The organism is Kocuria sp. GQ42, assembly GCF_059758435.1.
On sequence record NZ_JCAXEN010000003.1, the window covers coordinates 331,231 to 344,046 of the forward strand.

The window sequence follows — 12,816 nt, forward strand, 5'->3', positions numbered from 1 at the left end:
TCGGTCCGGTCCCGTGCGGTCAGGAGATGCCGTTCTCCTGCAGCCACATCTCCAGCAGGCCCAGCTGCCACAGCACGTTCGAGCGCAGCGGCGTGTGGTGCTGGTTCGGGTCGGCCAGCAGGGTCTCCACGACCTCCGAGTTGTAGAGCCCGCGCCGCACCGCCGCCGGGTCGGTCAGGGCGGCCTCGACCCGGTCCAGGGTCCCGCCCTCCAGGGTGCGGATCGCCGGGACCGGGAAGTAGCCCTTCTTCCGGTCGATCACCTCGTCCGGGACGATGCCGCGCGCCGAGCGCTTGAGCACGCCCTTGCCGCCGTCGGCGAGCTTGAGCTCCGGCGGGATGCGCCCGGCGAACTCCACGAGCTCGTGGTCGAGGAACGGCACCCGCGCCTCGAGGCCCCAGGACATGGTCATGTTGTCCACGCGCTTCACGGGGTCGTCCACGAGCATCACCGTGGAGTCGGTGCGCAGGGCGGCGTCCACGGCCGTCTCCGCGCCGGGGCGGCCGAAGTGGCGCTCGATGAACGCGGTCGGCGCGTCGTGGGTCGCCATCCACTCGGGGGAGAGGACCTTGGCGAGCCGGGACCACGGCCGGTCGAAGAACGACTGGGAGTAGGTCTTCCGGGCGTCGTCGCGCGCGACGTCGGCCAGCGGCGGGTACCAGTGGTAGCCGCCGAGCACCTCGTCGGCGCCCTGCCCCGACTGCACCACCTTGACGTGCTTCGAGACCTCCTCGCTGAGCAGGTAGAAGGCCACGCAGTCGTGGCTGATCATGGGCTCGCTCATCGCGGCGACGGTCCGGTCGATCGCCGGGACCAGGCGGGCGTCGTCGATCGCGATCTGGTGGTGGTCGGTGCCGAAGCGGCGGGCCACGAGGGACGAGAACTCGAACTCGTCCCCGGACTCCTCGCCCCGGGACTCGAAGCCGATGCTGAACGTCTGCAGGTCCTCCTGCCCGCTCTCCGCGAGCAGGGCGACGACGAGGCTCGAGTCGATGCCGCCGGAGAGCAGCACGCCCACGGGGACGTCCGCCACCATGCGCCGCTTCACCGCGGTGCGCAGCTTCTCGACGAGCCCGTCCTGCCAGTCCTGCTCGGACCAGCCCGAGCGGTCCTCGTCGCGGGTGAACTGGGGGTTCCAGTACTCGTGGTCCGAGGCCGAGCCGTCGGGCTCGACCGTGCGCACGGTCGCCGGCGGCATCTTCCGCACGCCCTTGAGGATCGTGCGCGGGGCCGGGACCACCGAGTGGAAGGTGAGGTAGTAGGACAGGGCCGTGCGGTCGATCGAGGTGTCGACGTCCCCGGCCGCCAGCAGCGCCTGCACCGTGGACGCGAACCGCAGCCGCGCCCCCGTGTGGTCGACGTAGAGCGGCTTGATGCCCAGCCGGTCGCGGGCCAGGACGGTGCGCCCGCTCGTGTGCTCGGTGATCGCGAAGGCGAACATGCCGTGGAAGTGGTAGACGCACTCCCGGCCCCAGCGGTGGTAGGCCTTCAGGGCCACCTCGGTGTCCGAGGTGGAGAAGAACTCGTAGCCCATCCCGCGCAGCTCCTCGCGCAGCTGCCGGTAGTTGTAGATCATCCCGTTGAACACGATCGACAGCCCCAGCCGGGAGTCGACCATCGGCTGCCCGCCCGAGGGGCTCAGGTCGACGATCTTCAGCCGGCAGTGGCCCATGGCCACCGGCCCCTGGGCCCAGGCGCCCTGCCCGTCCGGGCCGCGGCCGGCCTGGGCGCACGTCATGCGGTGGATCGTGCCCGGGTCCGCGGCGGCGCCGTCGAACCGGACCTCACCGGCGATGCCGCACATCAGCGCTCACCTCCGCTCCGGGGCGCAGGGCTGGTCGAGACCGGAGATCCGTGGCGCGAGAGCATCCCCCCATGCTACGGGGTCGGGCCGACCCCGCGGCCCGGTGAGAGCGGGCCGCCCGCCGCCGGCAGGGCGTCAGCCCTCCCGGTCGAGGCGCTCCAGCAGGTCCCGGGCCCGGCTCCGGGTCTCCTCCGTGACCCGGCCGGGCGCCTCCGCCAGCCGCAGCGCCGCGTCCGCGATCCGGGCGGCCGCGTCCCCGGGCAACCGCGGGTCCGTCCGCTGCCGCTGGAGGATCACGTTCTCCACGAGCCCCATGACCACGGCGGCGTCGAAGGCCGTGGCGGGGTGCCCGCTGGTCCGCTCCAGCAGCGTCCCGTAGATCCGCTCCAGCGCGTCCCGGTTCTCGTGGAACTCCTCGAAGCCCTCCGTGCGCAGCTCGGGGGCGAAGTAGAGGGCCCCGAGGTTCTGGGGGTCCTCCAGGAGCAGCCGGGTGTCCGCGAAGCACAGGGCCCAGAGCGTCACGTGCCCGGGGGCGTCCGCCGCGAGCAGCCGCTCGGCCAGCCGGCGCGAGGGCAGCACGGTGCCGAGCACAAGGCGCAGCAGGACGTCCTCCTTGGAGCGGAACCAGTGGTAGACGCTCGCCTGCTGGAGACCGGCCGCCTCGGCGACGGCCCGGGTGCTCGTGCGGCCGAAGCCGTGGCGCACGAAGAGCTCTCCGGCGGCGTGGAGGATGTCCTGCTCGGCGCCGCGCCCGGTGGGGGAGGTGGTGCTCTTGCGCGGGCGTCCTCGGCTCTTCGTCACGCCACCGAACCTACCAATCCCCGCCGGGCCCGGTGCCGGGACGGCGGTTACACGGCCGAAACAGACGCCGAACCCGGGGGAAATCCGGCCCTGGTTCTATATCTGTCAAGCGACAGAAAAGCCTCTCGGCAGAAGGAGCCGGCCATGACCGACACCCAGACCACGTCCTCCACGGGGACCACCGCCGGGGCCCGGGCCCACGCCCGCGCCCAGGAGGGCACCGCGGTCGAGTGCCGCCCCACCGTCCCGTCCACCACCTCCACCGGGGCCCCGGCCCGGGTGGCCCCGCAGGACCTCGTGTGGGCCGAGCGCGTGGCCGGCGGCAACTACACGCACAAGGTCCTGGACCGCGGCACCGCCGTGCGGCTCACCGACGTGCGGGGCGACGCCTGCGCCTCGGTCCTGCTCTACAACGCCTTCGAGCCCTTCGAGCGGCTCAACGTGGCCGACACCGTGAAGATCCAGTGGCAGGTCTACTCCGGCGCGGGACAGGTCCTGCTCTCCGACCAGGGCCGCGCGATGGCCACGGTGGTCGAGGACAGCTCGGGCCGCCACGACGCCCTCTACGGCGCCAGCTCCCGGGCCCGCAACGAGGAGCGCTACGGGGACGGCCAGCCGCACGGCCCCAGCCCCGCCGGCCGCGAGCTGCTGGTCCTGGCGGGCGCCAAGCACGGGCTCGCCCGGCGGGACGTGCCGCCCTGCGTCTCCTTCTTCCAGGGCGTCGAGATCGCCCCCTCCGGGCAGCCGGTGTTCACGGGCTCCGCCGGGGCGGGCGCGGCCCTGACCCTCGTCACCGAGATGCCGTGCGTGCTGCTGATCGCCAACTCCGCCCACCCGCTGGACCCGCGCGAGGAGTACGTGAGCACCCCGCTCGACGTCGTCGCCTGGCGCGCCAGGGCCACCTCGCCCGAGGCCCCCGCCTGGAACTCGGCCCCCGAGCGCCGCCGCGCCTACCAGAACACCGCCGAGTACCTCCGCGCCCGCGGCCTGGCCTGAGCCCCGCGCACAGAGAACCGCGACGAGACCAGCGACGAGAACGAGGAACCCCGCCATGACTGCCACCACCACCCGCACCACTACCCCGGCCGCCGGAGCCCTCGCGTCCCGGTTCGGCCCCGAGCTCCGCCGCGAGACCGTGGCGCCCCTCGCCCCCTGGTCCGCCGTCCTGACCGCCGGCCAGGTGCTGACCATCGTGGACGTGGACGGCAACCAGGCCGTCGACTTCCTGGTCTACGACGCCGTGGACACCGCCCGGGCCTACAGCGCGCAGGCCACCCTGCAGGGCCAGGACAGCGTCTACCTGACCGCCGGGTCGGTGCTGCGCAGCAACGAGCACGACCCGCTGCTGACCGTCGTCGGCACGGACGTGGAGCGCCACGACACCCTCGGCGGAGCCTGCTCCAAGGAGTCCAACACCCTGCGCTACGGCCACCACACCTGGTCCCAGCACGGGTGCGCCGACAACTTCCTCACCGAGCTCTCGAAGTACGGCCTGGGCAAGCGGGACCAGGTCTCCAACGTCAACTGGTTCATGAACGTCCCGGTGGACCCCGACGGCGCGCTCGGCATCGTGGACGGCATCTCCGCGCCGGGGCTGTCGGTGAGCCTGCGGGCGGAGCGCGACGTGCTCGTCGTCGTCTCCAACTGCCCGCAGATCAACAACCCGTGCAACGGCTTCGACCCGTCCCGTGCCGAGATGATCGTCTCCGCCGGCACCTCCGTCGCCACGGCCGGGCAGGAGGCCCGGGCATGAGCGCCTTCGACACCGTCCTCGTGGCCAACCGCGGCGAGATCGCCGTCCGGATCATCCGCTCCGTCCAGGCCCTCGGCCTGCGGGCCGTGGCCGTGTACTCGGACGCCGACCGCGGCGCCCTGCACGTCGGTGCGGCCGACGAGGCCGTGCACCTCGGGGCCTCGCCCGCCGCGGAGAGCTACCTGGACATCGGGAAGATCATCGCCGCGGCCCGGCGCACCGGGGCCGGGGCGATCCACCCCGGCTACGGCTTCCTCTCCGAGAACACCGGGTTCGCCGAGGCCTGCGAGGCGGCCGGGATCGCCTTCGTCGGCCCCACCGGGGACCAGCTGCGGATCTTCGGGTCCAAGCACACGGCCCGGGACGCCGCCGTGTCCGCCGAGGTCCCCCTGCTCGCCGGCACCGGCCTGCTCGACTCGCTCGAGGACGCGCTCGCGCAGGCCGAGGGCATCGGCTGGCCCGTGATGCTCAAGGCCACCGCCGGCGGCGGCGGGATCGGCATGCAGGAGTGCCGCGACGCCGAGGACCTGCGCGGGGCGTGGGAGAGCGTCCGGCGCGTGGCCGGGGCGAACTTCTCCTCCGCCGGGGTCTTCCTGGAACGGCTCGTGGAGCGGGCCCGGCACGTGGAGGTGCAGGTCTTCGGCGACGGCCGCGGCGACGTCCTCGTGGTCGGCGACCGCGACTGCACCCTCCAGCGCCGCCACCAGAAGGTGGTCGAGGAGGCTCCGGCCCCCGACCTGCCCGGTCCCGTGCGCGCCGCGATCCACGACGCCGCCCGGCGGCTGTGCGCCTCCGTCGGCTACCGCTCCGCCGGGACCGTCGAATTCGTCTACGACCCGGTCCGCCAGGAGGCGGCGTTTCTCGAGGTCAACACCCGCCTGCAGGTCGAGCACCCCGTCACCGAGGCCGTCTACGGCGTGGACCTCGTCGAGTGGATGCTCCGGCTGGCCGGCGGCGACCGCACCATGATGGATGCCGAGCCCACGGCCCGCGGCGCCGCCGTGGAGGCCCGGGTGTACGCGGAGAACACCGACCTGGACAACCTGCCCAGCGCGGGCACCGTCACCGGCCTCGTGGTCCCGGACGGCATCCGGGTGGACTCCTGGATCGAGGTCGGCACCGAGGTCAGCGCCTTCTACGACCCCCTGCTGAGCAAGTTCGTGGCCCACGGCGAGGACCGCGAGCAGGCGTGGGCGCGGCTGGAGGCGGCCCTCGAGCAGGCCCGCGTGCACGGCGTGGCCACCAACCTGGGCGTGCTGCGGGCCGTCCCGCGGCTGCCCGCGGTGCGGGACGTGCAGCACTCCACCGCCACGCTGGAGGGCGTGCGCAGCGCCCAGCCGCGCCTCGAGGTGCTGCGGTCCGGGCTGCTGACCACCGTCCAGGACCGGCCCGGGCGGATCGGGTACTGGCCCGTGGGCATCCCGCCCTCGGGCCCCATGGACGAGCTGTCCTTCCGGCTGGGCAACGAGGCGCTGGGCAACCCCGAGCGCGCCGCCGGCCTCGAGGTGACGGCGGCCGGGCCGACCTTGCGCTTCCACACGCCCAGCCGGGTCATGGTGACCGGCGCCCCCGTCGAGGTCCTGGTCAACCGGGAGCCCGTGGCGCAGTGGACCGTGCTCGAGCTGGCCGCCGGGGACGTCCTGGCGATCGGCCGCGCCGAGCAGGGCATGCGCGCCTACCTGCTCGTGGAGGGCGGCCTGGACGTCCCGCTGGTGCTGGGCTCCGCCGCGACCTTCGTGCAGGGCGAGATCGGCGGCGCCGCCGGCCGCGCCCTGGCCCCCGGCGACGTCCTCGGGATCAGCACCCCGGCCGTGCCCCACGAGGTCGCCGACGTCCCGCTGGCCGAGCGCCCCCAGGTGGGCGCCTACTGGGAGGTCGGCGTCCTGGAGGGCCCCCACGCCGCCCCCGAGTTCTTCACCGTGGCCGACATGGAGGAGTTCTACGCCGCCGACTGGGAGGTCCACTTCAACTCCGACCGCACCGGCGTGCGCCTGGTGGGCCCCAAGCCCCAGTGGGCCCGCCGCGACGGCGGCGAGGCCGGCCTGCACCCCTCCAACATCCACGACACCCCGTACGCCGTGGGCGCGGTGGACTACACCGGGGACATGCCCATCCTGCTCGGCCCCGACGGCCCCAGCCTGGGCGGGTTCACGTGCCCGGCCACGGTGGCCGAGGGCCAGAAGTGGAAGCTGGGCCAGCTCCGCGCCGGGGACCGGGTGCGCTTCGTGCCCATCACCCAGGCCCAGGCCGCGGAGCTGCGCCGCGACCCGCGGGCCCGGGTGGCCCCGGGCCGGGACGCCGTGGTCGACGGCGGCGTGGTCACCTCCGTGCCCGCGACCGCGGACCGCCCCTCCCTGACCGTGCGGCGCAGCGGCGACTCCAACGTGCTGGTCGAGTACGGCGAGATGACCCTGGACATCGCCTCCCGGATGCGGATCGAGGCGCTGCGCCGGGCCCTGCAGCAGCAGGTCGACGACGGTGCGCTGACCGGCGTGCTCGAGATGACCCCGGGCATCCGCTCCCTGCAGGTCCACCTCGACCCGGACCGGCTCGGCCTGGACGAGGTGCTCGAGCGCGTGCTGGTCCTCGACGCCGGGCTGCCCCCCACGCACGACCTGCGGCTGCCGAGCCGCACCGTGCACCTGCCGATGTCCTGGGACGACCCCGCCACCCGGGAGGCCATCCGGCGGTACGAGAAGGGCGTGCGCGACGACGCCCCGTGGTGCCCCTGGAACATCGAGTTCATCCGCCGGATCAACGGCCTGGACTCGGTCGAGGACGTCCGCTCGGTGCTCTTCGACGCCGAGTACCTGGTCCTGGGCCTGGGCGACGTCTACCTGGGCGCCCCCGTGGCCACCCCGGTGGACCCCCGGCACCGGCTGGTGACCACGAAGTACAACCCGGCCCGGACCTGGACCCCGCAGAACGCCGTGGGCATCGGCGGGGCGTACCTGTGCATCTACGGCATGGAGGGCCCCGGCGGCTACCAGTTCGTGGGCCGGACCACCCAGGTGTGGTCCACCCACCGGCAGCGCGGGCCCTACGAGGAGGGCACCCCGTGGCTGCTCCGGTTCTTCGACCGGATCAAGTGGTTCCCGGTGTCCTCCGAGGAGCTGGCGGAGATGCGCGCGGACATGGCCGTGGGCCGGCTCCCCCTGCGGATCGAGGAGGGCGAGTTCTCCATGGCCGAGTACCAGGCCTTCCTCGCCGAGCACCGGGAGGGCATCGACGCCTTCGAGGCCCGCCGGAGGGCGGCCTTCGACGACGAGCGCCGGGCCTGGGAGGAGGCGGGCGAGTTCGAGCGGGTCGCCGCCCTCGCGGAGGTCGTCCCGGAGGACGAGGTCGCCGTGGAGATCCCCGACGGGTGCGAGGGCGTCGAGGCGCAGTTCGCCGCCAACGTCTTCCGCGTGGACGTCCGGGTGGGCGAGACGGTGCGGGAGGGCCAGACCCTGATGGCCGTCGAGGCCATGAAGATGGAGGCCCCCGTGACGGCCCCCGCGGACGGCGTGGTGCACAGCATCGTCGTCGAGCCCGGGGCGCACGTGGGCCCGGGCGCCGTCCTGGCCGTGGTCCGCACGGCGGCCCCAGCACCGGCGGGCACAGCACCGGCCGACCCCGCACCGGCCACCGAGACGGTCTGAGCAGCGGCCCGGACCCCCCAGCACGAGGAGAGCACCCATGACCACGACAGCAGAGACCGCAGCACCCCCGGCCCCGGCGGGATCCCCGGACCCGGGCGCGGCCGAGCGCACCGCCCACGAGCTCGTGGCACGGCGCTACCGCCTGATCGAGGAGGCGGACCGGCCCGAGGTGTGGATCGGCCTGCGCCCCCAGCAGGACGTGGCCGAGGACGTCGCCCGGGCGCTGGCCGCCCGGGCCGCCGGCGAGCACCTGCCGCTGGCCGGGACCCTGTTCGCAGTGAAGAACAACATCGACGTGGCCGGTCTGCCGACCACCGCGGCGTGCCCCGCCTTCGGCTACGAGCCGGAGCGCGACGCCGTGGTGGTCCGCCGGCTGAAGGAGGCGGGCGCGGTGGTGCTGGGCAGCACCAACCTCGACCAGTTCGCCACCGGGCTGGTCGGCACCCGCAGTCCGTACGGCGCGGTCCGGCACGCGGAGGATCCCGCCCGGATCTCCGGCGGGTCCTCCAGCGGCTCCGGGGTGGCCGTGGCCCTCGGCTTCGCGGACTTCGCCCTGGGCACCGACACCGCCGGCTCCGGGCGGGTGCCCGCCGCCCTGCACGGGCTGTACGGGGTCAAGCCCACCAAGGGCACCGTGCCCTCCACCGGGGTGGTGCCCGCGTGCCGGAGCCAGGACGTGGTGACCACCATGGCCCGGGAGCTGCGCCTCGCCCGCCTCGCGGCGGACGTCATGGCCGGGGTCGACGACGGCGACGCCCGCTCCCGCCCGCCCGCCGCGCCGCGCCCGGCCCGGCTGGACCGCGTGGTCGGCTTCGCCGAGCCGGAGCAGCTCGGGGAGCTCGCCCCCGGCTGGGCCGAGGCCTACGCCGCCGCCGTCCGCCGGCTCGGGGAGCGGGGCTTCCGGACCGTGCCGGTGGACATCGAGCCGTTCCTCGCGGCCGCGGCCCTGCTCTACGACGGCGCGTTCGTCGCCGAGCGCTGGACGGCCGTCGGCGCGTTCGTCGACGCCCACCCGGAGGACGTGGACCCCACGGTCGGGCGCATCGTCACCGGCGCCCGGGACGTCCCCGCCCACCGGGTCTTCGCCGACCAGGAGTTCCTCGACGGCTGCGCCCGCCGGGCCCGGGAGGTGTTCGGCGCGCTCGACGCCCTCGTGCTGCCCACCACCACGTCCCACCCCACCCTCGCGGAGGTCGCGGCCGATCCCGTGGGGGCCAACAGCCGGATGGGCCGCTTCACCAACTTCGTGAACCTGCTCGACCTCTCCGCGCTCGCCGTCCCCGCCGGCCGGGTGGACGGCCTGCCCTTCGGCGTGCAGCTCGTGGGGGACACGTTCCAGGACGACCGGCTCGTGGACGTCGCCCGGGAGGGAGGCTTCGATGGCCGCTGATCCCGCGCCCGCGGTGTCCGCGTCCACCTCCGCCCCGGAGCTGCTGCTCGTGGTCGCGGGCGCCCACCTGCGCGGCCAGCCGCTCAACCCGCAGCTGCTCGACCTGGCCGCCCGTTTCGTGGAGGCCACGACCACGGCCGCCGCGTACCGGATGTTCGCCCTGGACACCGTGCCCGCCAAGCCCGGGGTGGTGCGCGTCCCGGGCCGCGGGGCGGCCCTGGCCGTGGAGGTCTGGGCGCTGGACGCCGCCGCGTTCGGCACGTTCGTCGCCGGGCTGCCCGCGCCGATGGCCATCGGCAGGGTCGAGCTCGCCGACGGCCGGGAGCTGCCCGGCTTCCTGGCGGAGCCCTGGGCGCTCGAGGATGCCGAGGACATCACGGTCCACGGCGGCTGGGCCGCCTACCGGGCGGCCGCCGGCTGAGCGGTCCGGACCGCTCAGCCCTGGTCGGACGGCGCCGGACTGGGTAACGTGCGGCATGACCGACAGGGCCGTCCGTCGCTCCCCGGCGCCGCTGCCCGGCCGCGCGGGCAGCGCAGGACCCGACCGCTCAGCAGGAAGGACGTGCGCGATGCAGTTCGAGCTGGAGGAGACGACCCAGCGGGTCGAGGAGCAGGTCGCCGAGCTGTCCCAGCTGCGCCGGGACGACCGCCGGGGGTGGACGCGCCAGGTGTTCAGCGACCCCTATCGGGAGTCCCGCGCGTGGGTCGCGGCCCGGATGCGGGACGCCGGCCTGGAGGTCCACCGGGACGCCGCCGGGAACCTCGTCGGCAGGCTCGCCGGCTCCCGGCCCTCCGCGCCCGCACTGATGACCGGATCCCACACGGACACCGTCGACGGCGGCGGGCGCTTCGACGGCGTCGTCGGCGTGCTGGCGGCCGTCGAGGTCGCCCGGAGCATCCGCGCCTCGGGCGCCCCGCTGTCCCGGGACCTCCTGGTCGTCGACTTCCTCGGCGAGGAGCCCAACGACTTCGGCCTCAGCTGCCTGGGCAGCCGGTCCATGGCCGGGGAGACGACGGCCGCCGACCTCGGCCGCCGCGACGGGGCGGGGCGGACCCTGGCCGCCGCCTACGAGGACTTCGGCCTCGACCCCTCCGCGGTGCTGCAGCCGTCCCGTCTCGATCCCGGTCCGCTGCACGCCTTTGTGGAGCTCCACATCGAGCAGGGGCCGGCGCTCGAGCAGGGCGGGGAGCAGATCGGCGTGGTGACCTCCGTCTGCGGCATCGAACGCTTCGTGGCCCACTTCGCCGGCCGGGAGGACCACGCCGGCACGAGGCCCGTCGCCGACCGGCAGGACGCCCTGGTGGCCGCCGCCGAGGCCGTCCTGGCCGTGCGCCGCGAGGGCTGCGGGGCGCCCGGCAACGGGGTGGCGACCGCCACGCACGCCGACAACCTCTCGCCGTCCCCCAACGTGGTCCCCAGTGCGGTCGACCTGCGGGGCGAGCTGCGCAGCATCGACCGGTCGTGGCTGTCGGGGGCCCGCCGGAGGCTGGGGGAGACCGTGCTCGCCGCCGCCCGCGGCTACGGTGTCGACGTCGAGTTCGACTGGACGACGGACAACCCCGTCGTCGACGCCCATCCGCGCGCCCACGACGTCGTCGCCGCGACGGCGGACCGGCTCGGGTACTCCTGGCGGCCGATCCCCAGCGGCGCCACGCACGACGCCGTGCACATGGCGGCCCTGGCGCCGATGGCGATGATCTTCGTCCCCTCCCGCGACGGCCGGAGCCACTGCCCCGAGGAGTGGACCGACCCCCTGGAGATCGGCCGGGGCGTCCACGTCCTCGGCGAGACCCTCCGGGCCCTCGACACCGCGCCGCTGTGACCTCCGGGCGCTGTGACCTCCGGCCGCCGGGACCTCCGGACGGCCACGACCCGAGCACGTCATCCCTGAACGGAGGCTCCGCATGAACACGCTGTCCGACTACGTCAACATGCCCTTCCTGTGGTTCTGCGCCCTGGCGGTCTTCGCCGTGATCATCCTGCAGACCGTCATCTACGTGCGAGCGGCCCGGCTCGTGGGCCCCGACGTCGGCTTCACCCGCCAGGACCTGCGCCAGTCCTTCCGCTCGGGCGGTGTCGCCGCGATCGGCCCGTCCCTCGCCGTGGTCGTCGTCGCGGTCGCCCTGCTCCCGCTGTTCGGGGCCCCGGCCGTCCTCGTGCGCATCGGACTGGTCGGCTCGGCCGCGACCGAGACCTCCTCGGCCAACCTCGCCGCCGGGACCCTGGACGCCGAACTGGGCGGGGCGGGCTGGACACCGGACGTCTTCACCGTGGCCTTCCTGGCCATGAGCCTCTCCGGCGGTCTGTGGATGCTGTCCACGCTGATCCTGACGCCCCTGCTGAAGCGGGGGGACGTCAAGCTCCGATCGGTGAACCCCGCCCTGATGGCGATCGTCCCCTCGGCCGCGCTGCTGGCCGCCTTCGCCTCCCTGGGCATCGCCGAGCTCCCCAAGAGCTCCGTGCACATCCTGACGGTCGTGGTCTCCGCCATCGTGATGGCCGTGTGCCTGCTGCTCGCGCGGGCCCTCAGGGCGCCGTGGCTGCGGGAGTGGGGCCTCGGCTTCTCGATCATCATCGGCCTGGTCGTCGCCTACTTCGCCCACGGCGCCGGCATGGGCGCCACGGCCTGAGCACCCCAGAACCCGAAGGAGTCGTCATGGCCTCACCGACCGGCACGTCAGCCACCGCCTACGCCGTCTACGACCGCACCACGTCCCGCTGGGGACGGCTCACCATGATCCTGGGTCTGCTGTTCTCCTACGCCGGCCCGATCTACCTGCTGCTCTTCTCCGGTCTGGAGATCCCGCTGTCCGACGTGGTGACCGCCTTCCTGGCGGTGGCGGCGGTCTTCGCGATCCTCGCCGTCGTCGAGCCCATCACCTACTACCCCGTGCTGGGGCCCGCCGCGATGTACCAGGCCTTCATGATCGGGAACATCGCGAACAAGCTGCTGCCCTCCGCGATCGTGGCCCAGGCGGCCATCGGCGCCAAGCCCGGGACCCGGCGCGCGGAGCTCGCGGCCGTCATGGCCATCTGCGGCGCGGCCGTCGTGCACATCGTCTCCCTGCTGCTCTTCGTCGGCATCCTCGGCACATGGCTGGTCAGCGTGGTGCCCGAACCCGTCGTCGAGGTCGCCCGGCTCTACATCTTCCCGGCCATCATCGGCGCGGTGATCGTCCAGCTCGCCGCCTACGTGAAGCAGCCGCGGATCCTCCTCATCGCCCTCGTGGTGGGAGCGGTCGTCCAGCTGCTGCTCGTGCCGGTCCTGGGCGCCACGTTCCGGAACTTCGCCACGGCCGTGGTGGTCCTGGCCACCATGGTCCTGGCGTGGGTGCTCCGTGACCGGAAGGCCGAGCACGCCGCACCCGGGGACGAGAGCCTGCCGTGACCACCCGGGCCGCCTTCCCCGAGACCCCCGCCCCGCAC

At 74.3% G+C, this 12,816-nt stretch carries 10 protein-coding genes; 8 read left to right on the forward strand and 2 right to left on the reverse strand.

Annotated features, from left to right (window positions below; all coding sequences use genetic code 11):
- Positions 1-19: 19 nt before the first annotated feature.
- Together AC6CH6_RS09455 and AC6CH6_RS09460 are read right to left on the reverse strand one after the other, a co-directional pair.
- Entirely contained in the window at positions 20-1,804 is a 1,785-nt protein-coding gene (locus AC6CH6_RS09455) for an N-acetylglutaminylglutamine amidotransferase (RefSeq protein ID WP_498254937.1), read from the reverse strand.
- A gap of 135 nt (positions 1,805-1,939) precedes the next feature.
- A complete protein-coding gene (locus tag AC6CH6_RS09460) occupies positions 1,940-2,605 on the reverse strand; it encodes a TetR/AcrR family transcriptional regulator (RefSeq protein ID WP_498254938.1) in 666 nt (221 codons plus the stop codon).
- Positions 2,606-2,749: 144 nt separating this feature from the next.
- Here AC6CH6_RS09460 and AC6CH6_RS09465 point away from each other — a divergent pair, with 144 nt between their 5' ends.
- The 8 genes from AC6CH6_RS09465 to AC6CH6_RS09500 all read left to right on the forward strand — a co-directional run bounded on the left by AC6CH6_RS09465 (position 2,750) and on the right by AC6CH6_RS09500 (position 12,778).
- On the forward strand, positions 2,750-3,601 hold the full coding sequence (locus AC6CH6_RS09465) for an urea amidolyase associated protein UAAP1 (protein ID WP_498254939.1): 852 nt from the start codon (positions 2,750-2,752) through the stop codon (positions 3,599-3,601).
- A gap of 55 nt (positions 3,602-3,656) precedes the next feature.
- A complete protein-coding gene (locus AC6CH6_RS09470; RefSeq protein ID WP_133409537.1) occupies positions 3,657-4,358 on the forward strand; it encodes an urea amidolyase associated protein UAAP2 in 702 nt (233 codons plus the stop codon).
- Complete coding sequence (gene uca / locus AC6CH6_RS09475; RefSeq protein WP_498254940.1) at positions 4,355-7,999, forward strand: urea carboxylase; 3,645 nt, start codon at positions 4,355-4,357, stop codon at positions 7,997-7,999. The genes AC6CH6_RS09470 and uca overlap by 4 nt, the downstream gene beginning before the upstream one ends.
- A gap of 37 nt (positions 8,000-8,036) precedes the next feature.
- Positions 8,037-9,389, forward strand: a complete 1,353-nt coding sequence (gene atzF, locus AC6CH6_RS09480) for an allophanate hydrolase (RefSeq protein ID WP_498254941.1) — start codon at positions 8,037-8,039, stop codon at positions 9,387-9,389.
- A complete protein-coding gene (locus AC6CH6_RS09485; protein WP_498254942.1) occupies positions 9,379-9,810 on the forward strand; it encodes an allophanate hydrolase-related protein in 432 nt (143 codons plus the stop codon). Before atzF ends, AC6CH6_RS09485 begins: the two co-directional genes overlap by 11 nt.
- A gap of 148 nt (positions 9,811-9,958) precedes the next feature.
- Positions 9,959-11,212, forward strand: coding sequence for a M20 family metallo-hydrolase (locus AC6CH6_RS09490; RefSeq protein WP_498254943.1), 1,254 nt, complete (start codon positions 9,959-9,961; stop codon positions 11,210-11,212).
- An 82-nt stretch (positions 11,213-11,294) separates the two neighbouring features.
- Positions 11,295-12,020 carry a DUF5058 family protein gene (locus AC6CH6_RS09495; protein ID WP_133409534.1) on the forward strand — a complete coding sequence of 242 codons (726 nt, stop codon included), beginning with the start codon at positions 11,295-11,297 and terminating at the stop codon, positions 12,018-12,020.
- A gap of 26 nt (positions 12,021-12,046) precedes the next feature.
- The gene (locus tag AC6CH6_RS09500; RefSeq protein ID WP_498254944.1) at positions 12,047-12,778 is read left to right on the forward strand and encodes a hypothetical protein; all 732 of its coding nucleotides are present in this window, start codon (positions 12,047-12,049) and stop codon (positions 12,776-12,778) included.
- The last annotated feature ends 38 nt before the right edge of the window (positions 12,779-12,816 follow it).